General features: G+C 69.9%; 29 protein-coding genes and 1 tRNA gene. 16 read left to right on the plus strand and 14 right to left on the minus strand.

Going from position 1 to position 23,395, the window contains the following annotated elements:
- Nucleotides 1–82 precede the first annotated feature (82 nt).
- The 3 genes from IEX89_RS00755 to IEX89_RS00765 all read right to left on the minus strand — a co-directional run bounded on the left by IEX89_RS00755 (nt 83) and on the right by IEX89_RS00765 (nt 1,873).
- Complete coding sequence (locus tag IEX89_RS00755) at nt 83–262, minus strand: hypothetical protein (RefSeq protein ID WP_188908462.1); 180 nt, start codon at nt 260–262, stop codon at nt 83–85.
- Between the two features lie 101 nt (nt 263–363).
- Nucleotides 364–642, minus strand: coding sequence for an acylphosphatase (locus tag IEX89_RS00760; protein ID WP_188908464.1), 279 nt, complete (start codon nt 640–642; stop codon nt 364–366).
- Between the two features lie 73 nt (nt 643–715).
- Nucleotides 716–1,873, minus strand: a complete 1,158-nt coding sequence (locus IEX89_RS00765) for an AAA family ATPase (protein WP_188908466.1) — start codon at nt 1,871–1,873, stop codon at nt 716–718.
- A gap of 201 nt (nt 1,874–2,074) precedes the next feature.
- On the opposite strand from IEX89_RS00765, the gene IEX89_RS00770 reads away from it, so the two are divergent.
- The 4 genes from IEX89_RS00770 (at nt 2,075) to IEX89_RS00785 (ending at nt 3,779) form a co-directional block, all read left to right on the plus strand.
- Complete coding sequence (locus tag IEX89_RS00770) at nt 2,075–2,365, plus strand: DUF1330 domain-containing protein (protein WP_188908468.1); 291 nt, start codon at nt 2,075–2,077, stop codon at nt 2,363–2,365.
- The gene (locus IEX89_RS00775; RefSeq protein WP_188908470.1) at nt 2,365–2,676 is read left to right on the plus strand and encodes a DUF1330 domain-containing protein; all 312 of its coding nucleotides are present in this window, start codon (nt 2,365–2,367) and stop codon (nt 2,674–2,676) included. Before IEX89_RS00770 ends, IEX89_RS00775 begins: the two co-directional genes overlap by 1 nt.
- Nucleotides 2,666–3,196 (plus strand): GNAT family N-acetyltransferase, encoded by a 531-nt coding sequence (locus tag IEX89_RS00780; protein WP_210317544.1) that lies wholly within the window; start codon nt 2,666–2,668, stop codon nt 3,194–3,196. The genes IEX89_RS00775 and IEX89_RS00780 overlap by 11 nt, the downstream gene beginning before the upstream one ends.
- A gap of 97 nt (nt 3,197–3,293) precedes the next feature.
- A complete protein-coding gene (locus IEX89_RS00785) occupies nt 3,294–3,779 on the plus strand; it encodes an MgtC/SapB family protein (RefSeq protein WP_244645044.1) in 486 nt (161 codons plus the stop codon).
- Nucleotides 3,780–3,794: 15 nt separating this feature from the next.
- Here the strand turns inward: IEX89_RS00785 and IEX89_RS00790 are convergent, their stop codons facing one another.
- Nucleotides 3,795–4,724 carry an extensin-like domain-containing protein gene (locus IEX89_RS00790; protein ID WP_188908472.1) on the minus strand — a complete coding sequence of 310 codons (930 nt, stop codon included), beginning with the start codon at nt 4,722–4,724 and terminating at the stop codon, nt 3,795–3,797.
- On the minus strand, nt 4,721–5,719 hold the full coding sequence (locus IEX89_RS00795) for a L,D-transpeptidase family protein (protein ID WP_188908473.1): 999 nt from the start codon (nt 5,717–5,719) through the stop codon (nt 4,721–4,723). The genes IEX89_RS00790 and IEX89_RS00795 overlap by 4 nt, the downstream gene beginning before the upstream one ends.
- Before the next feature lie 135 nt (nt 5,720–5,854).
- On the opposite strand from IEX89_RS00795, the gene IEX89_RS00800 reads away from it, so the two are divergent.
- The 9 genes from IEX89_RS00800 (at nt 5,855) to recO (ending at nt 14,132) form a co-directional block, all read left to right on the plus strand.
- Nucleotides 5,855–5,940, plus strand: a tRNA-Leu gene (locus IEX89_RS00800).
- Between the two features lie 515 nt (nt 5,941–6,455).
- Nucleotides 6,456–6,995, plus strand: a complete 540-nt coding sequence (locus IEX89_RS00805; RefSeq protein ID WP_188908476.1) for a hypothetical protein — start codon at nt 6,456–6,458, stop codon at nt 6,993–6,995.
- A 157-nt stretch (nt 6,996–7,152) separates the two neighbouring features.
- Nucleotides 7,153–8,037, plus strand: a complete 885-nt coding sequence (locus IEX89_RS00810; protein WP_188908478.1) for a hypothetical protein — start codon at nt 7,153–7,155, stop codon at nt 8,035–8,037.
- A 135-nt stretch (nt 8,038–8,172) separates the two neighbouring features.
- On the plus strand, nt 8,173–10,272 hold the full coding sequence (locus tag IEX89_RS00815; RefSeq protein ID WP_188908480.1) for a S9 family peptidase: 2,100 nt from the start codon (nt 8,173–8,175) through the stop codon (nt 10,270–10,272).
- Nucleotides 10,269–10,679, plus strand: coding sequence for a holo-ACP synthase (gene acpS / locus IEX89_RS00820; RefSeq protein WP_188908483.1), 411 nt, complete (start codon nt 10,269–10,271; stop codon nt 10,677–10,679). The genes IEX89_RS00815 and acpS overlap by 4 nt, the downstream gene beginning before the upstream one ends.
- A gap of 187 nt (nt 10,680–10,866) precedes the next feature.
- The gene (lepB, locus tag IEX89_RS00825) at nt 10,867–11,616 is read left to right on the plus strand and encodes a signal peptidase I (protein WP_244645058.1); all 750 of its coding nucleotides are present in this window, start codon (nt 10,867–10,869) and stop codon (nt 11,614–11,616) included.
- Nucleotides 11,617–11,626: 10 nt separating this feature from the next.
- Nucleotides 11,627–12,346 carry a ribonuclease III gene (gene rnc, locus IEX89_RS00830; RefSeq protein WP_188908485.1) on the plus strand — a complete coding sequence of 240 codons (720 nt, stop codon included), beginning with the start codon at nt 11,627–11,629 and terminating at the stop codon, nt 12,344–12,346.
- A complete protein-coding gene (era, locus tag IEX89_RS00835; RefSeq protein WP_188908487.1) occupies nt 12,333–13,292 on the plus strand; it encodes a GTPase Era in 960 nt (319 codons plus the stop codon). Before rnc ends, era begins: the two co-directional genes overlap by 14 nt.
- 108 nt (nt 13,293–13,400) lie before the next feature.
- Complete coding sequence (gene recO / locus IEX89_RS00840; protein ID WP_188908489.1) at nt 13,401–14,132, plus strand: DNA repair protein RecO; 732 nt, start codon at nt 13,401–13,403, stop codon at nt 14,130–14,132.
- Between the two features lie 31 nt (nt 14,133–14,163).
- Here recO and IEX89_RS00845 read toward each other — a convergent pair whose 3' ends face one another.
- The 6 genes from IEX89_RS00845 to IEX89_RS00870 form a co-directional block, all read right to left on the minus strand.
- On the minus strand, nt 14,164–14,781 hold the full coding sequence (locus IEX89_RS00845) for a helix-turn-helix domain-containing protein (protein ID WP_188908492.1): 618 nt from the start codon (nt 14,779–14,781) through the stop codon (nt 14,164–14,166).
- Nucleotides 14,782–14,936: 155 nt separating this feature from the next.
- On the minus strand, nt 14,937–15,335 hold the full coding sequence (locus tag IEX89_RS00850) for a hypothetical protein (protein ID WP_188908494.1): 399 nt from the start codon (nt 15,333–15,335) through the stop codon (nt 14,937–14,939).
- Nucleotides 15,336–15,339: 4 nt separating this feature from the next.
- Nucleotides 15,340–15,813, minus strand: a complete 474-nt coding sequence (locus tag IEX89_RS00855; RefSeq protein WP_188908496.1) for an META domain-containing protein — start codon at nt 15,811–15,813, stop codon at nt 15,340–15,342.
- A 227-nt stretch (nt 15,814–16,040) separates the two neighbouring features.
- Nucleotides 16,041–17,030: an ATP phosphoribosyltransferase gene (gene hisG, locus IEX89_RS00860; RefSeq protein WP_188908498.1), complete on the minus strand. Its 990-nt coding sequence runs from the start codon at nt 17,028–17,030 to the stop codon at nt 16,041–16,043.
- On the minus strand, nt 17,027–18,142 hold the full coding sequence (locus IEX89_RS00865; protein ID WP_188908500.1) for an ATP phosphoribosyltransferase regulatory subunit: 1,116 nt from the start codon (nt 18,140–18,142) through the stop codon (nt 17,027–17,029). Before IEX89_RS00865 ends, hisG begins: the two co-directional genes overlap by 4 nt.
- A 248-nt stretch (nt 18,143–18,390) precedes the next feature.
- Nucleotides 18,391–18,780 (minus strand): endonuclease domain-containing protein, encoded by a 390-nt coding sequence (locus tag IEX89_RS00870; RefSeq protein ID WP_188908503.1) that lies wholly within the window; start codon nt 18,778–18,780, stop codon nt 18,391–18,393.
- Nucleotides 18,781–19,084: 304 nt separating this feature from the next.
- Between IEX89_RS00870 and IEX89_RS00875 the strand changes: the two genes are divergently transcribed.
- Nucleotides 19,085–19,927, plus strand: a complete 843-nt coding sequence (locus IEX89_RS00875) for an AAA family ATPase (protein WP_188908504.1) — start codon at nt 19,085–19,087, stop codon at nt 19,925–19,927.
- Between the two features lie 40 nt (nt 19,928–19,967).
- Here IEX89_RS00875 and IEX89_RS00880 read toward each other — a convergent pair whose 3' ends face one another.
- Together IEX89_RS00880 and IEX89_RS00885 are read right to left on the minus strand one after the other, a co-directional pair.
- Nucleotides 19,968–20,153: a hypothetical protein gene (locus tag IEX89_RS00880; protein WP_188908506.1), complete on the minus strand. Its 186-nt coding sequence runs from the start codon at nt 20,151–20,153 to the stop codon at nt 19,968–19,970.
- 109 nt (nt 20,154–20,262) lie between these two features.
- On the minus strand, nt 20,263–20,454 hold the full coding sequence (locus IEX89_RS00885) for a hypothetical protein (protein ID WP_188908509.1): 192 nt from the start codon (nt 20,452–20,454) through the stop codon (nt 20,263–20,265).
- 164 nt (nt 20,455–20,618) lie between these two features.
- Between IEX89_RS00885 and IEX89_RS00890 the strand changes: the two genes are divergently transcribed.
- Both IEX89_RS00890 and IEX89_RS00895 read left to right on the plus strand, forming a co-directional pair.
- Nucleotides 20,619–20,918: a helix-turn-helix domain-containing protein gene (locus tag IEX89_RS00890; RefSeq protein WP_244645059.1), complete on the plus strand. Its 300-nt coding sequence runs from the start codon at nt 20,619–20,621 to the stop codon at nt 20,916–20,918.
- A gap of 1,798 nt (nt 20,919–22,716) precedes the next feature.
- Complete coding sequence (locus tag IEX89_RS00895; protein WP_188908513.1) at nt 22,717–22,983, plus strand: hypothetical protein; 267 nt, start codon at nt 22,717–22,719, stop codon at nt 22,981–22,983.
- Here the strand turns inward: IEX89_RS00895 and IEX89_RS00900 are convergent.
- Nucleotides 22,980–23,183: a hypothetical protein gene (locus tag IEX89_RS00900; protein WP_188908515.1), complete on the minus strand. Its 204-nt coding sequence runs from the start codon at nt 23,181–23,183 to the stop codon at nt 22,980–22,982. The two genes, IEX89_RS00895 and IEX89_RS00900, sit on opposite strands and share 4 nt — an antisense overlap.
- Nucleotides 23,184–23,395: the final 212 nt, after the last annotated feature.

Raw genomic sequence — 23,395 nt, forward strand, 5'->3', positions numbered from 1 at the left:
GTGCGGCATGCGCACGAGCGCGTGAGCCGCTTCGTGAGGATCGCTCACGGAAGCGGGAGCATCGGTCCCGAAGAGGGGGAGATCAGTCGAACTCGCTCGCGCCGTCCTGCGGGAAGTACGGGTCGTAGGCGGTCGGGCGCGCGTCGTCCGCGGGGGGGCGCGCGGCGGGGAAGTAGGGATCGTAGGCGACGACGGCGGGGCGCTCCCCGTCCGCGGGAGCGCGGGCTCGGTCGTCTCGGCGGTCGAGATCGTCGTCGTTCATGGAATCGCCTCCGCACGCGAGGCGTCCGTCCTACACCCGTGCGGCGGCTGTGGTTGTTGCTTGCCGGCAACAGGAGCCGGCGAAGCGCCCGGCGGCCCGCCTCAGCCTGTGACGAAGTCCCGCTCCGTCACGCTCTCCGGCGCGACGTCCTCCACCGAGAGATTGGCGACGGAGGCGGACGGCGGGCCGCTGCGCAGGGCCACGAGATAGGCCTCGATCGCCTCCCGCGATCCCGCGACGACGCTCTCCACCGAGCCGTCCGCGCGGTTTCGCGCGTGCCCGCGCAGGCCCAGCTCCCGCCCGCGGGCGGCGGCGAAGGCGCGAAAGCCCACGCCCTGCACCCGCCCCGCCACCACGATCCGCACCGCCGCGTCCGTCATGAGAGCCCTCCCGCTCGCTGAGGCCGTCTTCCGTCACATGGTGCGAACGCACCCGGAGGGCGAGGGATGCGCCTCAGCGCTTCGGCCAGATCCAGATCGGCGTGGGCGGATCGTCCGCGAGCCGCGTCTCGCCGAGGCTCTTCTCGAGGCGGTGGACCATCGCCTCGGGCGTGCGCGCGAGCGCCTCCGCCAAGGCGGCGGCGTGGGTGACGACGAGCACCTGCGTGCGCGCGCTCGCCGCCACGACGAGCCGCGCGAGGGGCGCGATCAGGTCCGGATGGAGGCTCGTCTCCGGCTCGTTGAGCACGAGCAGCTCCGGCGGGCGCGGCGAGAGCAGCGCGGCGACCAGCGCGAGATAGCGCAGGGTCCCGTCCGAGAGCTCGCGGGCGCCCAGCGGACGCAGGAGGCCGGGCTGGCGCATCGCCGTCTCGAACAGCCCGCCCTCCATGCCGATCTCGACGCGCGCTCCGTCGAAGGCGTCGGCGACGGCGTCGTCGAGAGCCCGCCCGTCGCCGATCTCGCGGATGGTCTGCAGCGCGGCGGCGAGATCGCCGCCGTCGCTCGCGAGAACGGGGGTACGGGTGCCCACCCGCTTGCCGCGCATGGGGGCGTCGGGATCGGTGCGCAGGTGGTCGTAGAAGCGCAGCCGCCGCATGCGCTCGCGAAGCGCGAGGAGCTCGGGCGCGCCGCGGGGATCGGCGGCGTGGGTGAGCATGCCGTCGTAGGGCGCGAGGTCGGAGAGGACCACGCGCAGCCGCCCCTCGTCGTCGGCCACCCGCACCGCCGGTCCTCGCCGATCGGCGAGAATCACCGGGCGCGCCCGCATCGGGCCGGAGAAGACGGTCTCGAGCTTGTATTCGGGATCGAGCCCGAAGGCCGAGGAGGACTTGATCGGCATGCCGAGATCGACGGCGTAGCCGAGCCCCTCCCCGCTGAAGCCGAGCTTGAGCGCCACGCTCTCGCGCCGCACCGTGCCCTGCACCGGCACGGAGCCGTCGCGCATGCCCAGCGAGATCCGCTCCGGCCCCGCCCAGAGCGTCGAGGCGAGGCCGCCCTCCTGGGCGAGCGAGGCGACGAGCCGACCTTGCGCCGCGTCGGCGAGGAGGCGCAGCGAGCGGTAGAGGCTCGACTTGCCCGATCCGTTCGGCCCGGTCACCACCGTGACGCGCGAGAGCGGCACGACGATCTCGCGCAGCGAGCGATAGCCCGAGACGGCGATGGCGGTGAGCATGGGGCGTCGTCCTGTCCGGGGGTGTGGCGCCACTATGCCGAGCCCGTCGGCGCGCGTCAGCCCGGGACACGACGGGAGCGGGAGGCGCGGGAGCAGGACCGGATGAGCAGCCGCGCACCTTTGCCTCGGCGCGTCGCTTCGCTACACATCGAAGCCGAGCGCCCGCCAGCGGCGCGCCGGAGGAGCCCCAGGAGGAGCCCCATGCCCAAGGCCTACATCATCGCCCGCGTGACGGTCACCGACCCGGAGCGCTACGCCAATTACGTGAAGGGCGCCACCGAGGCGATCCGCAAGTACGGCGGTCGGGCGCTCGCACGCGGCGGGCGCATGACGAGCCTCGAGGGCGAGGCGCGCCCGCGCAACGTCGTGCTCGAGTTCGACTCGCTGGAGCAGGCGGAGCGGTACTACAACTCGCCGGAATACCAGGCGGCGAAGTCGGAGCGCGAGGGAGCGGCGATCGCCGAGATCGTCGCCGTAGAGGGAGCGGAATGATGGCCAAGGGCTTCTGGATCGCGCGCGTCGACGTCCGCGACGCGGACGCCTACAAGAACTACGTCGCCAAGAACGGCCGGGCCTTCGCGAAGTACGGCGGCCGTTTCCTGGTGCGCGGCGGCGCCTTCGAGACGGTGAAGGGCGAGGCGCGGGCGCGCAACGTCGTCATCGAGTTCCCGTCCTATCAGGCGGCGCTCGACTGCTTCCACTCGCCCGAGTACCAGGAGGCGCTCGCCGAGCAGAAGGGCGGCGCCGACGTCGACCTCATCGTCATCGAGGGCTACGAGGGACCCCAGCCCGGTGAGGGCTGATCCGCCCGCCGGCTACCGGATCCGATCCGCGGCGGAGGCCGACGTGCCGCTCCTGCCGGGGATCGAGGCTTCGGCCGCCGCGCTCTTCGCCGGCTGGCCGGGAGCGCTCGCGGGCGACGGGCCGACGGCGCCGCCGGAGGCGCTCGACCTGTGCCGCGTGGCGGGCACGCTGTGGGTCGCCGCCGACCGGGAGGACGCGCCCGTGGGCTTCCTCGCGGCGGGCGATCTCGACGGCTTCCTGCACGTGCACGAGATCTCGGTGGCGCGCGAGCACCAGCGCCGCGGCCTCGGGCGCGCGCTGATGGCGGCGGCGATCGATTTCGGGCGCTGGGCCTTCATCCCCGCCGTCACGCTGACGACGGACCGGATCGTGCCCTGGAACAAGCCCTTCTACGCCACCCTCGGCTTCGTCGAGCTCACCCGCGACGGGCTTCCGCCGGGCCACGCCGCCAAGCTCGCCCACGAGCTCGACCTCGGCTTCGACCCCGCCCGTCGCTGCGTCATGGCGAAGGTGCTCTGAGACGCATTTCCCCTTCCGCCGCCTTCCGAGACGGACCGAACCGCCCGCTTCGTGCGTTCGCCGAGCGAAACGCCACGCGAGATGGGGGAGGTCAGGCGTGATCGACGAGATCCTCTATTCCGGCGAGATCCCGCTCTGGGACGTCACGATCCGGCTCGCCGCCGCTGCGCTGGGCGGCATGCTGCTGGGGCTCGATCGGGAGCTGCGCGGGCGCGCGACGGGGCTGCGCACGCACGGCATGGTCAGCCTCTCCTCGTGCGTGATCACGATCTCGGCCTTCCTGGTCTACGAGCAAGCGATCGCCACGGGAGACCAGGTGACGGTGGACCCGCTGCGCGCCATCCAGGGCCTCGCGCAGGCGATCGGCTTCATCGCCGCGGGCGCGATCTTCGTCTCCAAGGGCGACGTGCGAAACCTCACCTCGGCGGCCAATCTCTGGCTCGCGGCCGCCTTCGGCATCGCGCTCGGCGCCGGCCAGTACACGCTCGCCGCCGTCGCCGTCGTGTTCGGCGTGATCATGATGTCGGTCGTGCGGATCGTCGAGCTCAAGCTCCACCTGAAGCACCCGCGCGACCAGGATTGACCGGCGACGCCCGCCTCATTCGCACAGGCGATAGTCGTTCCTGCGCTCGCGCTGGTCGAAGTGCAGGTGGTCGTCGTGATAGGCGTCGGAGCCCGGGCCGAGCACGGTGCGGAAATGCGCGCAGGCTCCGCGGCGGATCTCCCGCTGGAAGCGCGCCTGCGGGCTCTCGACGCCGCCCCGCGGCTCGACGGCGAAGGCCTCGCCCTCGGCGAAGTCCATGCCCGTGATGTCGACGGCGTTGGCGAAGGCGTGCTCGGAGAGACGGGCGTTCGGCTGCCGGTTGCGCCCGCGGCAGACGTAGGCGCCCGCCGTGTAGAGCGTCTGCGGCTCGGCATCGAGATGCTCGCGCGCCGCCGGCAGCAGCGCCTGCTCGCTCCAGTGCGCGAGCGCCAGCGCGACGTCGCACTGCACGGTCACCGCGGGCTGGAGCGCGATGCCGTCGAGCGCGCTCACCCGCAGCGGCAGCGCCGTGCCGCAGCGCCCGTCGCCGTCGATGGCGGGACGCTCCTCGAAGGCGACGTCGAGTGCCGCGAGATCGCCGAGGCAGGCCTCGTAGGCGGCGCGCTCCTCGGGCGTCGGGGAGAGCGGCGCGCGCGGCTCGTCGGGAAGGACGGCCTCGGGCTCCTCGACGACGGGGCGGCGGGGCGGATGGGGCGCGTCGTCGGTGCGGGCGTCCTCGAGGGCGGTTTCCTCGTCCGGCACGGCGCCCTCCCCGCTCTCCGCCTCGTTCTCGTTTTGCGGCTCGCTCGCGTCCTCCTCCGCGAGCTCGTCGGCATCGTCCGGCCGCGCCACCGGTAGCGGCGGATCGAGGGCGAGGCGCCGCGCGTCCGCTGGCCGCTCGGGGGGCGCGGGAGGTGTCCCGCCGTCCGCCTCCTGCGCGAGCGCGCCGCCCGCGGCGAGCGCCAGGGCGGCGGCGCCGGCGAGACGCAGAGCCCGCAGCCTCATTGCACGAACTCCACGGGGATGCCCTGCTCGACGAGGCCCGCCAGCTCCTCGGCGTCCCAGTTCGTCAGGCGCACGCAGCCGTGGCTGTAATCCTTGTCGATTTCGTCGGGCGTCGGCGTGCCGTGGATACCGTAGGTCGGCTCGCTGAGGTCGATCCACACCGTGCCGACCGGATTGTTCGGACCGGGCGGGATCTCGAGCTGCCGGTCGAGATCGCCCTGCTGGAAGTTCACGTCCGGGCGATAATAGTAGGCCGGGTCCATCGCCACGGCGACGATCTCGTGCGTGCCCGAGGGCGAGGGCGTTTCGGCGCTGCCGATCGTGGCGGGATAGAAGACGACGATCTCGCCCGCCTCGTCGAGCGCGCGCAGCGCCCCGAGCGAGCGGTCCACCGCGATCCGCGCGATCGTGCCCTCCTCCAGTGCCTCGCCGGGACGCGCCACCAGGATCTCGGTGCCGGCGCTGCCGAAATCGGCGTCCGGGTTGAGCGCCTCGAGCAGCTCCTGGTCCATGTGGAAGCGCTCGGCCAGCATCTCCTGCGGCCCGCGATAGGCGAGACGCTCCATCTCCGCGAGCTGCGCATAGTCGTCCGGGATGCTCTCGACGAAGGGTCCTTCCAGGTCGTCGGCCGTGATGACGTAGCGTTCGAGCACCGGCTCCACGTCCCCGGCGAGGAGCGCCTCGACGATCTCCGGCGCCAGCGGATCCGCGTCGGCGAACCCCTCGCGCCGTGCATAGGCGGAGAGCGCCTTCTCCACGTTCTCGCCGAGATAGCCGTCGACGACCCCTGGCGAGACATTCGCACGGTCGAGCAGGACCTGCAGGCGGAGAATCAGCGGGTGACGCTCGCCGGCCACCGGTCGCTCCTCGCCGAGCCGCGCAGCGTTCACTTCTGCCGGATCGAGCGCGGGCTGCGCGAAGGCCGGTCCGGCGAACGTGGCGGCGCAGCCGATGAGGAGTGCGCGAAGGCTGTTTCGGGCGATTTCGGGACGCATCGGGGCTCGGCTCCGCATCGTTGAGACGCTCCATCAACGCGCGCGGCACGATTCGGGCTCCGCCGATTCGATCCTGCGTAAACGTCGTTTCGCTCCCGGCGCGACGTGTGGTAGACGGCTTGCGCCGTCCCGAGCGGCCCCGTGGCGAAATTGGTAGACGCACCGAACTTAAAATTCGGAGCCCGCAAGGCGTGCCGGTTCGAGCCCGGCCGGGGCCACCACCGCAACGGATTCCTCGCACAGCAAGAGATTTGCGCGATGTCGTCCGCGGACGACGCGTTGCGCCAGCGCAATGCGCGGCAATCCTGCGAAGCAGTATTTCATAGACCCTAATTAAAATTTGGTCGATTTTGGTCGTGAGAATTGCTCGGTACGGTCCTCGCACAGTGTCCGGTACGCGTCGCGTTCGGTTTCATTCGGAAACAGTGAGCAAGGCGCCTTGGCATACGTTGGTGAGGAGGCGTTTCGATATGGCGAACTTCAGAGATGGACGTTTAACATTGAGAAAACCAATCTGCGCCAAAGTTCGGTGCGATTGGGGAATTAAGGGGGGCGCAGAGGCCGCGTGCAACACAGCGCGGTGCAATCGCGATCGGAGAACCGTCGGCGTGCGCCATAATCCAACCACTGTTCACGTTTTTCTCGAAAGCCGAGGTTCCCTGCCAACTGCGCGCAGGTTCGTGAGGGTGCCGCGCGGGCGAGCGGCGCCTGCGCCCAGACCGCGAGGATGCGAGTGATGCAGGGACGCTCCAACGCCCCCGAACCGCCGGCCAAGCCGGCGAAAGAGCGGACGCTCCCCATCGACAAGGACGCGTTCGCCCAGCGCCTCTGGCACGCCATCAAGCGCAGCGGCCTGACCTACAAAGAGACGGCGCGGCGCGCGCAGGAGCACCTGCCGCCGGGCATGCGCATCTCCGACGTCAGCGTCTGGTCCTACGCCAAGGGCCGCAGCCTGCCCCGGCGCATGACGCACGTCGAGGCGCTCGGCCGCGTGCTCGGCGTCGAGACGCAGGAGCTGCTCGGCTCGGTCGACCTGCACGGGCCCGGCGCCGCGAACCAGGACGAGCCGAACTTCACCGGCGTCCACGTCGACGATCTCGGCGACGGCCGCGCCATGCTGCGCATCGCCACCGCCGCGCCCTGGCCCGTCGCGCTCGAGGTTCTGCGCCTTCTCAAGGGCGAGGAGAGCGAGGACGACGGGTCGGACGATCCCGTCGACGCGGATCCGCACGAGCGCGACGCGGATACCACGGAAAACCGCGACGACACTATCTGACTTTAACGACCCGCTCTCAGAATCGACGCAATGTCCCCCGACCGTTCGGCCGCGTGCCGGACGGTCCGGGAACGCCGGAACCGACATCGGAACAGGGCGACGGGGCCCGCACGGCTCTCATGCCGGCCGGCCCCGCGCGGCAGCGTCGAGAGTACCCATGAAGCAGCAACGTCGATTCGCCATCGCGCCGTCCTTCGTGCGCCTGATCCGCCGCGAGCGGCCGGGCACGCGCATTCTGGAAGGCCATTTTCCGGACCAGCCGGACCGGCGCTCGCACGTGCGGCTGGAGGGCGAGCGGTGCGAGCTCGTCCTCGAGACGCTCCAGGACGGTGCCGTCGCCGGCGAGGAGCGTACGGAGGTCTCGCGCGCCCAGGGCGAGATCCTGCTCGACGTGTGCGCGGGCAAGGTCAGCTACGAGCGCATCCGCATGGATTCGGGCGACGGGCCGATCATGGTCGTCGACCGCTATCTCGCGCCCTCCACGGCGGCGCTGGTGCGCGTCGCCTTCGACGGGCCCGACGAGGGGGCGGCGTTCAAGCCGCTGCCCTGGTTCGGGCCGGAGCTCGGCGCGGAGGACGCCATCGAGCCGCGCGCCCTCGCGCTCGGCGCGCGCCCCGCGCTCTACGAGGGGCCGATCCCGGACGCGGCGCTCGATTCGCTCCTCGATCTCCTCGACCAGCGTGCGCCGCGCTTCTCCGGCCGCGGCGGCGACGACGCGGTGCTGAACGCGCTCAAGCGCCTCGCCCGTACGGACGCGCCGCCGCGGCAAGCACCTTCGCAGACTGTGCCCGCACCGGCCGCTTCGGCTTCACCGGCGGTCCCGCCGGCCGCTGCCAAGGCTCCGCCCTCACCCGCCCCCTCCCCGGCTCCGTCTCCGGCTCCTTCCAACAACGGCACCAAGCCCGCGGCGAACGGCGCCCGCCCCGCCGCGCCGCCGCCGGCGGAGGCGTCCGAAGCCGGCGCCGAGGACGCGCTGTTCGAGCCGATGGAGCCCACGCGCCCCACGAAGCCCGGCAACGGCTCGGCCGAGCGCTCCTCCTGACCGCGCGGGCCGTGCGCCAGCCGTGAAGCTCCGACCTTGTCACCGCGCCAAGCTCGGGCCATGTCTGGCCCGGGCGCGCCCACGCTCGCGTGCCCGAGAGCCCGCGCCGACATCCATCTCCGAGAGGCCCCGCGCATGATTCGCTTCGAGACGCCCGCGCGCCCGACCCCGGCCGCGCCAGAGCGCCCGCACGTCGTCTCCCTGCACGGCCGCGAGGTCCGCGACCCCTTCGCCTGGATCAAGGCCGAGAACTGGCGCGAGGTGCTCGACGATCCCGCCGCGCTGCCGGCGGACGTGCGCGCCTACGTCGAGGCCGAGAACGCCTACGGCGAGGCGGTCCTCGCCGGCACGCAGGCGCTGCGCGAGACGCTCGTCGAGGAGATGCGCGGGCGCATCAAGGAGGACGATTCCTCCGTCCCCGAGCCCGACGGACCCTTCGCCTACTACACGCGCTTTCGCGAAGGCGGCGAGCATCCCCTCGTGTGCCGCCAGCCGCGCGACGGCGGCGAGGGAACGATCCTCCTCGACGGAGACGCGCTGGCGGAGGGCCACGGCTACTTCGCCTTCGGCGACATCGCCCATACCCGCGATCACGCCCGCCTCGCCTGGTCCTGCGACACGGAGGGCTCGGAGAGCTACGTCGTGCGCGTGCGCGAGCTCGCCACCGGCGAGGACCTGCCGGACCGGCTGGAGCGCGTGGCCGGCGGCCTCGTGTGGAGCGCCGACGGGCGCGCGCTCTACTACGTGGAGCGCGACGACAACCACCGCCCCGCGCGCGTGCGCAGGCATCTGCTCGGCACGGCGCAGGAGGACGACCTCCTCGTCTATTCCGAGGGCGATCCGGGCTGGTTCGTCAACCTGGCGGAGACCCGCTCGCGGGAATACGGCGTCATCGCCCTCGGCGATCACGAGACCTCGGAGGCCTGGCTTCTCGACCTCTCCGACCCGGAGGCGACGCCCCGCCTCGTGGCGAAGCGCGAGCGCGAGGTGCGCTACGACGTCGAGCAGCGGGGCGACGCGCTGATCATCCTCACCAACGCCGACGGGGCGGAGGACTTCAAGCTCGTCACCGCGCCGCTCTCGGAGCCGCAGCGGTCGAACTGGCGCGATCTCGTGCCCCATCGCCCGGGCACGATGATCCTCGACCACGCGGCCTTCTCGCGCCATCTCGCGCGGCTCGAGCGCGAGGACGCGCGCCCGCGCATCGTCCTCCTCGACCTCGCCACCGGCGAGGAGCACGCGATCCGCTTCGACGAGGAGGCCTATTCGCTCGGCATGAGCGGGGGCGCGGAATACGACACGACGCGGCTTCGCTTCGTCTATTCCTCGCTGACGACGCCGAGCGAGACCTACGATTACGACATGGCGAGCCGCGAGCGCACGCTGCGCAAGCGCCAGGAGGTGCCGAGCGGCCACGACGCGTCCGCCTACGTCACGCGCCGGCTGTTCGCCACGGCGCCGGACGGGGCGAGCGTGCCGATCTCGCTCCTGCACCGGGCGGACACGCCCATCGACGGATCCGCTCCGGCGCTGCTCTACGGCTACGGCTCCTACGGCATCGCCATGCCGGCGTCCTTCCGCGCCAACGTGCTCTCCCTCGTGGATCGCGGCTTCGTCTTCGCCATCGCCCACATCCGCGGCGGGACGGAGAAGGGCTGGCGCTGGTACACGGACGGCAAGCGCGAGAAGAAGGCGAACACCTTCAAGGACTTCATCGCCTGCGCCGAGACGCTGTGCGAAGCGCGCTACACGACGCGCGGGCGCATCGTCGCCCATGGCGGCAGCGCCGGCGGCATGCTGATGGGTGCCGTCGCCAACATGGCGCCGACGCTCTTCGCCGGCATCGTCGCGGAGGTACCCTTCGTCGACGTGCTGAACACCATGCTCGACGCCGAGCTGCCGCTGACCCCGCCGGAATGGCCCGAATGGGGAAACCCGATCGAGAGCGCGGAGGCGTTCGACCAGATCCTCGCCTACTCGCCCTACGACAACGTGGCGCCTCAGGCCTATCCCGCGATTCTCGCCATGGGCGGCCTGACCGACCCGCGGGTGACCTATTGGGAGCCGACGAAGTGGGTGGCGCGGCTGCGCGCCACGATGACGGGCGGCGGGCCGGTCGTGCTGCACATGAACATGGGCGCGGGCCACGGCGGCGCCTCCGGGCGCTTCAAGCACCTGGAGGAGGTGGCGCTCGCCTACGCCTTCGCGCTGGCGAGCGTGGAGAGCGCGCGATGATCATCGGCATCGGCTCGGATCTGTGCGACATCACCCGCATCGAAGGCACGCTCGGGCGCTTCGGCGAGCGCTTCACGCACCGCGTCTTCACCGAAGGCGAGCGGAGGAAGAGCGACCGGCGCGCGGCGCGCGCGCCCTCCTACGCGCGGCGCTTCGCGGCCAAGGAGGCCTGCGCCAAGGCGCTCGGCACGGGCTTGAGCAGCGGCGTGTTCTGGCGGGACATGGAGGTGGTCAACCTGCCCTCCGGTGCGCCGACGATGAAGCTGACGAACGGCGCCGCCGCGCGCCTCGCCGCCATCACCCCCCCGGGCCACCGCGCGATCGTCCACGTGACGCTCACCGACGACCCGCCGCTGGCGCAGGCCTTCGTGATCATCGAGGCCCTGCCGGAGACCGGCGGCGCCTGAGTCTCACGCCCTGCGGCAACGGCGAATTCCACCGGCGACCCGACGCGATTGCGGGGCGGGCGCCTTTCGGATAGACCCGGCGGGGGGAGTTCACCCGCGCGCCCGCGCCGCGGGCTCGGTGAGGACCAGCGAGTTGACGAACGACGTGAACGACGAGGCGCAGGCCCCCGGCACGAAAGGCCGCCCCGTGAAGACGAAGCACAAGAGCGACGGCGGCATTCTCGAGACGGTGAAGGTCGTCGTCCAGGCGCTGCTCATCGCGCTCGTCGTCCGCACGCTGCTGTTCCAGCCCTTCAACATTCCCTCGGGCTCGCTCGTGCCGACGCTGCTCGTGGGCGACTACCTCTTCGTCTCGAAATACTCCTACGGCTATTCGCGCTACTCGATCCCGTTCGGCCCGCCCGTCCTCGACGGGCGCGTGTGGGGATCCGAGCCGCAGCGCGGCGACATCGCCGTCTTCAAGCTGCCGGCGGACAATTCCACGGACTACATCAAGCGCGTCGTCGGCCTGCCGGGCGACCGCGTGCAGATGATCGACGGGCGCCTCTACATCAACGGCGAGATCGTCGAGCGCGAGGAGGCGGAGCCCTTCGTGACCACCGACGCCTTCGGCCGCACGGTGAGCGTGACGCGCTACCGCGAGACCCTGCCGGACGGCACCGAGCACTTCATCATCGAGCGCGACGGCGATCGCGGCTTCTGGGACAACACCGAGGTCTACACGGTGCCGGAGGGCCACTACTTCATGATGGGCGACAACCGCGACAATTCCACCGATTCGCGCGACCTCTCCAGCGTCGGCTTCGTGCCTTACGAGAATTTCGTCGGGCGCGCGGAGATCATCTTCTTCTCGATCGACGAGGACGCCTCCGCCTGGCGCCTCTGGGAATGGCCCTGGACGGTGCGCTGGGAGCGCATCCTCGACCAGATCCGCTAGAGAGCGCGGCATGGGCGCCGAGAAGCGAGGCAAGGAGACGGCCGGCGCCCTGGAGGCGCGCATCGGGTACGCGTTCGCCGACGGCGAGCTGCTGACGGAAGCGCTCACCCACATGAGCGCGACGAAGGAAGGCCGCGGCGCGCATTACCAGCGCCTCGAGTTCCTCGGCGACCGGGTGCTCGGCATCGTCGTCGCCTCGCTCCTGTTCGAGACCTACCCCGACGCCAACGAAGGCGAGCTCTCCAAGCGCTTCTCGGAGATCGTGCGCAAGGAGACCTGCGCGGAGGTGGCGCTGGGCTGGGACGTCGCGCCCCACATCGTCTTCGGGCACGGCATCGGCCGCACCGCGGCGCGGGCGAACAAGTCCATCCTGGGCGACGTGTGCGAGGCGATCATCGGCGCGGTCTACGTCGACGGCGGCCACGAGGCGGCGCGGCGCGTGGTGGAGGCCGGCTTCGGCGACATGATCCGCCAGACGCGCCCGGTGCCGCGCGATCCCAAGACGGTGCTGCAGGAATGGCTGCAGGGGCGCGGCAACCCGCCGCCGCGCTATGCGCTCCTCGATCGCTCGGGTCCCGAGCACGCTCCGCTCTTCACCGTGGGCGTCGAGATCGAGGGGATGGACACGATCAGTGGCGAGGGACCGAGCAAGCGCGCCGCCGAACAGGACGGCGCCCGGGCGGTTCTCGTCAGGCTGGGGCTTTGGAAGGACGCCGATGGCGGAGCATGAGGACGACCTCCCGCAGGAGGGAGAGGACACCGCGGACGCGCAGCCGACGGGCCCGACCCGCGCCGGCTTCGTCGCGCTGATCGGCGCGCCGAACGCCGGCAAGTCGACCCTCCTCAACCAGCTCGTGGGCACGAAGGTGTCGATCGTCTCGCGCAAGGTGCAGACGACGCGCGCGCTGGTGCGCGGCATTGCGATCGAAGGCCGATCGCAGATCGTGTTCGTCGACACGCCGGGCATCTTCAAGCCCAAGCGGCGCCTCGACCGGGCGATGGTCGGCTCCGCCTGGGGCGGCGCCGCGGACGCGGACGCGGTGTGCCTTCTGGTCGATGCGCGCAAGGGCGTCGACGAGGAGGTCGAGGCCATCCTCGAGAAGCTCGCCGAGGTGCGCCGCCCCAAGATGCTCGTCCTCAACAAGATCGACGTCATCGAGCGCTCGAAGCTCCTCGCGCTCGCCGCCCAGCTCAACGAGAAGGGCACGTTCGAGCACACGTTCATGATCTCGGCGCTCAAGGGCGACGGCACGGCCCGCCTGATGGAGACGCTCGCCGGGATGATGGCGGAGGGGCCCTGGCTCTACCCGGAGGATCAGGTCGCGGACGCGCCGCTGCGCATGCTCGCCGCCGAGATCACGCGCGAGAAGATCTACGAGCGCCTGCACGAGGAGCTCCCCTACGAGAGCCACGTGGAGACCGAGAGCTGGGAGATGCGCAAGGACGGCTCCGCACGCGTCGAGCAGACGATCTACGTGGCGCGCGAGAGCCAGCGCAAGATCGTCCTCGGCGAGAACGGCCGCACCATCAAGGCCATCGGCCAGGCGGCGCGCATCGACATCGCGGAGGCGGCGGAATACCCGATCCACCTCTTCCTCTTCGTCAAGGTCCGCGAGCGCTGGATCGACGATCCGGAGCGCTACCGGGCGATGGGGCTCGAGTTCCCGCGGGGTTGAGAAGGCCGCCGACGGCGAGCCGCGAGGGCCCGACGCCGATGCAGGGCGCTGCAGATCTCCCCTCTCCACGGGGGAGAGGGGAGCAGGTCGGCACATGAGGGTTTGCCCATGGAGTGGACCGACGAAGGCATCGTTCTCGGGGCGCGCTCCCACGGCGAGACCGGGGCCGTCGTCGATCTGCTCACCCGCGCGCACGGCCGGCATCTCGGCTACGTGCACGGCGCCCGCTCGAAGCGGCTCGCTCCCGTCGTCCAGCCCGGCAACACCGTCTCCGCCTCCTGGCGGGCGCGGCTCGACGAGCAGATGGGGACATACACGCTGGAGGGCGTCACCCTGCGCTCGGGAGCGCTGATGGCCTCGCGCCTCGCGCTCTACGGGCTCGCGACCATGAGCGCGCTCCTGCGCCACCTGCCCGAGCGCGATCCGCATCCGGGCCTCTACGCCGCGGCGGACGCGCTCGTGACGCATCTCGACGATCCCGAGCTTTCGCCACGGCTGTTCGTTGCGTTCGAGCTCGTCCTGCTCGCGGATCTCGGCTTCGGGCTCGATCTCGGCCGCTGCGCCGTGACCGGCACGAGCGAGGATCTCGTCTACGTCTCGCCCAGGACCGGCCGCGCCGTCTCGCGCGACGCCGGCGCGCCCTATGCCGAGCGCCTCCTCCCCCTTCCCGCCTTCTTGGGCGCGCGTGACGACGGCGAGGACCCGACGCCCGAGGAGATCGCGCAGGGCTTCGCGCTGACGGGCTTCTTCCTCGAACGCCACGTCTTCGCGCCCCAGAACATCCCGGCCCCGCCGGAACGCACGCGCCTCCTCGCTGTCGCGACGAACCAGACGGGCTGAGGGAGCGGCGAGGGAGGTCTCGCCGGCGGCCTCACTCCATCACGGCGGCCTTGAGGATGCAGACCATGGTCGCGCGCCCGGTCTCGTCGCCGACGCAGCGCACCGTGTGCGGCCGATCGCAGCGATAGCGCAGGGTCTCGCCCTTGCGCGCCCGCTGCACGACGCCCGCGACCTCCACCTCGAACTCGCCCTCGAGCACCGAGAGATGCTCCACCGAGCCGCGCTGGTGCGCGTCCGAATCGAGGACGCCGCCCGGGTCCGAGGTGATGTCGTACCATTGCAGCCATTCGACGGTCTTGATCCAGCCGATGATGGCGAGCTTCATCTTGCCGTCGTCGGAGACCAGGATCGGCGTGTCGGGCCGCGAGGACTTCTGGATGAAGGGCTCGTCGTCCACGGTGGCGAGCACGCGCTCGATCGAGACGTCGAGCGCCTGGGACAGCCGCCAGATCGTCGCCAGCGTCGGGTTCGTCTCGTTGCGCTCGATCTGGCTGATGATCGACTTCGCGACGCCCGACTGCTCGGCGAGCTCGGAGAGCGAGAGATTGTAGGCCTTGCGCAGCCGCTGGATCGTCTTGCCGAGCTGTCCCGAGAGCACCTGCGCTCCCGCCTCGAGCTCACGCGTGCGCTCCCTGCCCTCGACGCCCATCGTCTCTTTCCCGCTCGCCGGGGCGTTCCTTCGAACGAACGCCCGTTTGTCACTTCAAACGCACCATGCCGAACGGCGCCGGCCGGCGCAAGGGATTCGGGAGGGATTCGCAACCATTCCCGGGCCTCTACGGGGTGTCCACGCGTGCCGACGCTTCAATCGGCCTCGAGCCCGAAGCGCGCCACGACCCCGGGCTGGATGGCGCCGGCGTGCATCGTCAGGAGAACGAGTCGCGCATCCAGGCTCTCCCCCTCCTCCAGCGCGCGCTCGACCCGCGCCTCGACCCGCTCGAGGGCCGCCTCGCCGTTGGCGTGGAGGAAGGCCTCCGGGCCCACCATGCAATAGGCGAGGATCTCCGCCGCCGGCCCGTAGGCCAAGGGCGAGGGCTCCGCCCCGCCCGCCTCGTCCTTCATCAGCGAGACGGCGGCGAGCTTGATCGGCTCGCGCACGATCGCCGGATGGACGTCCACGCGCCGAAGCGCCTCGTCGAGGCGCCGCAGGTCCTCCGAGCGGCCGAACCGGCCGAACAGCCCGATGGAGGATCCGCGCTTCACCGCCTCAGAGCGCGCGTTCGAGCACGAGCTCGCCGCGCGGCCCCTGGATCGTCAGGCGCGGGCCTTCCGTGTCCCAGCGCTGGGCGGCGCGCAGCGCCTCGAGGAAGCCGCGCTCCTTCTGCATCGTGGCGTTGTCGCACTCCCGCCGCGTCAGCGCGAACGGCCCGACCGCGAAGCCCTGGTCGCGCAGGGGATAGGCGGTGGCCGAATAATTGTTGCAGCCCGAGAAGCCGCGCAGGCGCAGCGTCTCGTCCAGCGTCAGCGCCGGGCGCTCGCCCTCGAAGGCGCGCCCGTTGAGGCTCGCCGCCTCGAAGGTGACGCCCGTGGGGAATTGCTTGGGCATCATCGGCGGCGGCACGGCGCTGCCGGGCTGCGGCTGCTGGGACGGGTCGGGCGGACCGAAGCCCTGGGCCAGCCCCTGCGGCGCATAGGCGAGCGCGGCGAGAAGGGCGAAGGTCGCGAGGCGCGACACGGTCATGGGCGGGAAACTCCGGTCTGACGAGACGCGCGGGACATTAATGAGACCCGCGCCCGCACGCAAGAAATTGCGGGGCTCGCGTGATCCGCCTGCGCGGGGCGGGCGTAAGCCTCATCGAAGTTCGGTCATGAGCTTCCTTCCCGCGGCGCTCCCCCTTCCCGCGCGCGCCGCATACTTCGAGGCCGCCCGCTCACCGGGCGGCCTTTTTTTGGCGAAACGCCCTTTCGTCAGGCCTGGCCGTCGAGCCTCGCCTCCAGGCGGGCGAGAAGCGGGTTCTCCGAGCGGAAGACGTAGTCGAGGCTGCGCACCGTCACGTCGGCGCCGCCGGAGGCGACGAGGGCGTCGACGAGGGCGAAGACCTCGGCCTTCGGGCAGTGCAGGACGACCTCCGGCGCCGTGATGCCATAGGGCGCACGCGCGCCGAGACCTTCCGCAGCGGCGATCGCCGCCTCGGCGGCATCCGACGCGATCCGCGCGCGGACCTCACGCGTGGTGCGCGCCTCCTCCTCCGCCGCGATCCGGCCGAGGATCGTGCGCGCCGCCGCCCGCGCTTCGGGCGTCCAATCCGCGCGCAGCGAGGCGACGAGGTTCGCCTCCGAGCGCAGCATCACCCCGTCGTCGAGCACCTTGAGCGCGTTGGCGACGAGGGTCGCCCCCGTCGTCGTGATGTCGACGACGATCTCGGCCGCGCCCGCGGCCGGCGCGCCTTCGGTGGCACCCAGCGATTCGACGATTCGGTAATCGGCGAGCCCGTGCTCCGCGAAGAAGCGGCGCGTCAGGTTCACGTACTTGGTCGCGACGCGCATCTTGCGCCCGTGGCGCACGCGCAGGTCCACCGCGACCTCGTCGAGGTCGCTCATCGTGCGCACGTCGATCCAGGCCTGCGGCACCGCGACGACGACGTTCGCCTGCCCGAAGCCCAGCGGCGTGAGCATCGTGACGACCCGGTCGGCGTCCTCCACCTGCTCGCGCACGAGATCCTCGCCGGTGATGCCGAGATGCGCCTGACCGGTGGCGAGCTGGGTCGTGATCTCGCTCGCGGAGAGGAACTTCACCACGACGCCGGGCAGGCCGGCGATGATCCCGTGATAGTCCCGCGCGCCGCGGCTCTGCTGGAAGGCGAGCCCGGCGCGGGCGAAGAAGGCGGCCGCGTTCTCCTGCAGGCGCCCCTTGGACGGAACGGCGATGACGAGGGGAGCACTCATCCGGGCGCTCATCGGGCCACCTCCGGGCTTGCCGCGATGCGGTCGATCCAGAACGAGCAGCCCACCGCCGGCACGGGCTCGTGCGCGCCGAGCCGCGTGAGGAGCCGGTCGTAGCGCCCGCCGCCGACGAGCGGCTTGCCGCCGCTCTCCCCGGTCGACACGGCCTCGAAGATGAAGCCGGTGTAATAGTCGAGGTTGCGCGCGAAATCCGCGCGGAAGGCGAGCGCCGAGACGTCGACGCCGCGCGCCGCGAGGAAGCCGGTGCGCTCCTCGAAGAGCGCCAGCGCCGGCTCGACGGCGAGCCCCGCCTGGCCGGCGAGATCGCGCACGCGCCCGGCGACGTCGTCGGGATCGCCCGAGATTGCGAGATAGGCCGAGAGCACGTCGCGCGCCTCCGCCGAGAGGCCGTTGCCGCGCCGCCCCGCGCGGGCGAGGAAGCGCTCGGCGATCTCCCCGGCGCTGCGCCCGCCCACCGTGCTGATCCCGGCGATGGCGAGCACGTCCTCGACGAAGGCGTGGGCGGCCTGCGGATCCTGCCCCTCGAGCGCGGCGAGGAGGCCGGCATGCTCGACGAGATCGGGCGCGGGCTCGGCCTCCAGGATCGTCGCGGCGTGGCCGGAGACGATGGCGCGGATGAGCCGGCTCTTCGTCGCGGGCGCGACGCCGAGCGCGTCGATCATCGCCTCGAGCAGGCCGACGTCGCCGAGCTTCACGCCGCCATGGGCGATACCGAGCGCGTCGAGGGCCTCGAGCGCGAGCGCCAGCACCTCCGCGTCCGCGGCGGCGACGTCGGCGCGCCCGATCGACTCGATGCCCGCCTGGCGGAACTCCCCCGTCTCTCCGGCGCGCAGCCGGAAGACCGGCCCGCGATAGCAATAGGCGGCGCTCCCCGTGCCGTGGGCTGCGAGGTGCGCCCTGCAGACGGGGATCGTGTATTCCGGCCGCAGGCACAGCTCCGCGCCCTGCGCGTCGCTCGTGACGAACATGCGCCGGCGGATGTCCTCCCCCGAGAGGTCGAGGAACACCTCCGCCGGCTGCAGCACCGGCGGCTCGAGCGGCGCGTAGCCCTCGCGGTCGAAGAGGCCGAGGAGGATCTCCTCGGCACGTGTCTCAGATGCGTTCATGGTCCCGCTCCCGGCGCGACCTCTAGCAGCACCCGCGCCCCGGGGGAACGGGGAAGTCCGCGCAGGGTGAACGGGTGGTGGCGGGCGCGCGACCTTTCCGGAGGGGGGAGCCTGCGGTGGGGGCGTTTCGGTCGTCCTGCATGCCGGCCCGCCCCCGCCCCACCCTCCGACCCAAGGGTCGTCGTCCTCCCCTGCGGGGAGGAGACGCGTCGCGCCCGTCTTCGGCGTTTTCCTCTTCGGCGTTTTCCTCAGGACCAGTAGCGCTCGGGGTCGGTCAGGCGGGCGTGGAGGTCGTCCATGACGTCGGGCAGCTCTTGCAGCACCTGGCCGTTCCAGTAGCGGGCGATCCGGAAGCCCTCGCGCCGCAGATGGGCGTCGCGCGCCCGGTCGCGCGCCTCGAACGGGGCCTCGCCGTGATGCGCGCCGTCGATCTCGACGAGGAGACGCGCCTTGAGGCAGGCGAAATCGACGACGTAGGGGCCGATCGGCACCTGCCGGCGGAAATGATAGCCCGCGGGCCGCAGACGACGCAGCGCCGCCCACATCCGGCGCTCCTGCGGCGTCGCCTCGAAGCGCAGCCGCTGCGCCGTGGCGGTGGAGACGGTGCTCGACGGGCGGCCGACGGCTTGTCTGGGCATGGGCGATGATCCTGTTTTGTTCTCGCTGGACCGTAGCACAAGCGGGGCGAAATGCAACCCCATACCGTCAGCCGCATCCTCCCCGCAGGAGAGGAGTCCGCGAAGCGGACGGTGGGGCCGCTCCGTAATCCGATACACTGGCCCGCCCCCACCCCACCCTCCGACCCTCGGGTCGTCGTCCTCCCCTGCGGGGAGGTGGCGCTCCCGGCCATCGCGACGCGTTGCGCCCACCGCCTGCGCGTGGGACAAACGCGGACGCACCACCCGCCCCCACCCGTCCCGCATCGTCCACGAGAGCCGCCCCATGCGCTTTGCCGGAACCGCCGACTACGTCGCGACCGAGGATCTCTCGGTCGCCGTCAACGCCGCGATCGCGCTCGAGCGCCCGCTCCTCGTCAAGGGCGAGCCCGGCACGGGCAAGACGGTGCTGGCGGAGGAGATCGCCAAGGCGGTCGGTGCGCCGCTCCTCACGTGGTCCATCAAGTCGACGACGAAGGCGCAGCAGGGGCTCTACGAGTACGACGCCGTCTCGCGCCTGCGCGACAGCCAGCTCGGCGACCCGCGCGTGTCGGACATCGCAAACTACATCCGCCGCGGCAAGCTGTGGGAGGCCTTCACGGCGCCCGAGCGGCCCGTGCTCCTCATCGACGAGATCGACAAGGCCGACATCGAGTTCCCCAACGACCTCCTGCAGGAGCTCGACCGGATGGAATTCCACGTCTACGAGACCGGCGAGACCGTGAAGGCGGCGCGCCGGCCGATCGTGGTCATCACCTCCAACAACGAGAAGGAGCTGCCCGACGCCTTCCTGCGCCGCTGCTTCTTCCACTACATCAAGTTCCCCGACCCGGAGACCATGGCGGCCATCGTCGAGGTGCATTATCCCGGCATCAAGCAGCGGCTGGTGAAGGAGGCGCTCGACGTCTTCTTCGCGCTTCGCGAGGCGCCGGGGCTGAAGAAGAAGCCCTCCACCTCCGAGCTGCTCGATTGGCTGAAGCTGCTCCTCGTCGAGGACGTCGCCCCCGAGGTGCTGCGCGAGACGAGCGCGCGAAAGCTCATCCCCCCGCTCCACGGCGCGCTCCTCAAGAACGAGCAGGACGTGTCGCTGTTCGAGAAGATCGCGTTCATGACCCGCAAGGGTGGGTGACGCACAAGAGTGAGGCGGACGGGTCGCCGCGCCCGGCGCCTCAGCGGTCGATGGCGGTGCCGTCCTGGAGGGCTTCGCCGGCGCCTTCCAGCGCCTGGCCGACGGAGTTGCGGGCGCCTTCGAGGGATTGCTCCGCCTGGGGGCTCAGCGAGACGAAGTCGAAGGACACCAGGATGCCGACGACGACCACGACGGCGACGGCCAGAACGAGAAGAGAGCGGATCACGGGGGACCTCCCGAACCTCGGGTGACGGGGAATTCGGGGGCGAGAACGCCGACCGAGCGTGGCGGTTCCCGCGCGCCCTTTCCCGACACCCCTCCCCTCGCCGCCCGCGTCAGGGGCTGCCGCCGCCGCGCACCCGCTCCCGCTCGATCGCCCGCGCCTGCCGCGCGAGAGACGCCGCCCGCTCCTCCGGCGGCAGCCGCCGCAGGCGCAGATGCTCGAGGAGGCGGACGAGCCAATACGTGGCGAGCATGAGGGCGGCGGTGGCGAGGATCCAGAGGAGGAGGTGGAGGATGGCGGACATGGGATGGGCCTCGTTCCGTCGGCGGGATGACGGAAAACCTACGTCAGAAGGGTTAGCCAAGCAAGCTGACCATTCTCGCGTTCTTTCGCTGATCGGCACTCCCGCACAGCTTCGCGCCGAGGTGGAGACTCGGCGTGACGCTCAAGGAATTGCTAGGTTCTAACGTGAGGGCCGCGCGCAACGCGCGGGGTTGGTCCCAAGCGCTTCTCGCGGAGAAAGCCGGGATGGCCGTCAACTCCGTCGGACGGATGGAGCGCGGCGAGATGGGCCTGTCGTTCAAGCGCATCGACGCGGTCGCCAACGCGCTCGACGTCGAGCCCGCGGCCCTTTTCGCCGTCGAGCCACCCGTCACCCCCACGCCCGAGAAGGCGCGCCTCCTCCACCGCATCCAGGTGCTGCTTCACCGGATGAGCGAGGAGGAGCTGCTCCGCTTGATGCGGGTGGTCAAGGCGGTGGAGACCTGATGCAGGGGGAATAGCCCCTCTCCCCTCGGGAGAGGGGTTGGGGTGAGGGCCTGCCCCGCCCCGGCCGACGCCCGCCCCCGCTCCGCCGGCACCGAGCGCACAGGCCGCCCCCTTGCACCTCTCCCGCGGGGAAAGGGGTTCTGCCGGCGAGCGCCGGCACAGGGGAGCCCCTCGACCCCGTACCCATCCCCCTGGTGGGTCGGGGACCCGTCATCCCCCCCGGAGCCGTCGCGCCCGGCAGGATGGTGGGTGTTGACGGTGGGCCGCGAGGGGCGAGGATCACCGATCGTCACAGCGATCGTACCGGACATGCAGCGAGCCGCTTATTTGTGGATCTTCCGATTGGAACTCAGCTATCAGCTGCCCAACTGTGACGCGTGGCCAAAGATGACTGATAAAGTGTACGTGTGGTCCCGCCGCCCAGTGGTTTCCGCGCCGCTGCGCGTCGCGTTGGTCGAAATATATCAAGTGCCACTCATCGAGGCGGATAAACAGATGACCCCTCAGGACTCTGCGTTCCTTAAAGGTGGTCGCTATCTTTGTGGCAGCTTTATCCGCTCTTCCACTCAACACGGAACCTACGCCGGTACTGCATAGAGCGAGCAGCTCCTCAGCTGAGGGGTCTAAGTGCTTCGGCACAAAATCTCGCTTAAGCAAGTGGTATTGCCATGGAAGAAAACCTTGCTTGCATGCGAGGACAATTTGAGCAAGCGCCGGGCGTGTGAACACGGCGTTACGAGCAAGCCTCCTTATCTCGCTTTTCCGCTTAGCCGAGAAGAAAGAAAGAATGGCCGCGACTTCATCCCTCTCCGCAGCGGCATCCATTCAGGTATCCTCTTCGGGTTAGGCCAGTAGAGGCGAGCAACAGTGTGACAGAATTTATTGCCTAGCTGCACCATACCACAAGCCCTCGCCCCCTGTTGAGTCGAGAACCCGTCATCCCCCTGGAGCCGTCGTGCCTCGGCTTTCGCCGACGCGCGCAGCGCAGGTCACCGCGCCCGCAGGCGGATGCCTGCGGGCGCGAGGCATTTCAACCTACGCGATCGGCCACACAATTGAAATTTGTATCAGCAGATTAGCGACCGCGAGAACAAGTGGTATCAATCGGATCCAGCTTGGCTTCCCTCGATTAGGAGGCCGCACTCGTCGCTTTCTCCTCTTACTGCCCATGGATGCACCTCAGTTGGCTCAGACGCGCTCCGGTATTCTCCGGTAGCAGAGGCCCGCAACATGCGCCCCTAAAGCCTGAACCGTGCAATCGGCAGAACGTTCACTCGAAAAATTTCGGAATTTTCCTAGTGCAGCTTTTGTTCCAACGCTGCTAAAATATCGTAAGTAGCTAACCCGCTCGTCGAGCACGTGACAGGCTAAGAGCACGTCAGCGCCGCTACGCGCAATTGTTTCAACATACATTCCGAAGAGCGCATCAGCGCCAGCCTACATCCAAATGAAACTAAGTTTGAGGATGCCGGTCCTTATCAACCCCTGGTGCTGTTGGATTGCGATCGATCGGATGCCTGAACTCGATTCTGGTGCTGGCCGATAATGAGCTCGATGGAACGGATCACCGTTGTTGTCTGGGCTACGATCTCTCTGTGGAAAGTTAGTTTGCGTGAGCGGCTATCATGGTGACCCTGTTGATAATGGGGAAATTGGGTGTTCTCTTGTGTGTGGGCGAGAATCGTGCCCCAACATGTAGGGACTGGCAGCCTGTTGCGTTTCTCATCGAACCAAGCTATGGCCGGCCCCTGCGAGAAACATGCTATCGCTACCGGAGCAGCGGGGACGGGAGAGAGCGATGCACAGCCGCACGATATCGGTGACGATCGAAAGAGGAGAGAGCGGACGCTATTTCGCTAGAAGCTCCGACCTACCGGGCTTCGCAATGACGGACTTAGATCGAATCCGCCTTATATCAGACGTTCCAATCGGAATTGAAGAGCTTCTTACAGCACAATTCGGTGCGGTGTTAGTCACAGCACTGCCGAGTGAGGCAGACGACGACACGCTGAAATTTCAAGCGACTTTAGACGACGAGCAGGTCCGCGCGTTCGAACATCATTAATCGCAGAGTTCGCCGAGGCGACGAATCTCGTCCTCGCGCTCCGCAGCGGTAAGCGTGACCGGATCGAGGACGTGAACGAAATCGTTTGTCCTCAAGCTCTTGTAGACGCTCGTTCGCCCCTCGGAGTGGCGCACAAGCCCGAGCTGCTTAATCTTGGCCCAGAATTGATCGATCGTAAGGCCTTCAGTGATCTCGTCCATCAGCGCCTCCGCGGAGCATGGCTGCACGATCGATTCGTCGCGCCATACTGATTAGTACCACTGAACAGATCGGAGGTCCCAAATGCGCACAAGCCATATTGGTCCCATCCACATTGTTTTCCACACCAATCGACAGCCGGCCACCTAGGGAAAACGATTCTCCATTGCAATTTCGTGACAGCGCGAATGGAGACACGTTCTTTGTTCGTTCT

The organism is Salinarimonas ramus, assembly GCF_014645695.1.
Classification (GTDB): domain Bacteria; phylum Pseudomonadota; class Alphaproteobacteria; order Rhizobiales; family Beijerinckiaceae; genus Salinarimonas; species Salinarimonas ramus.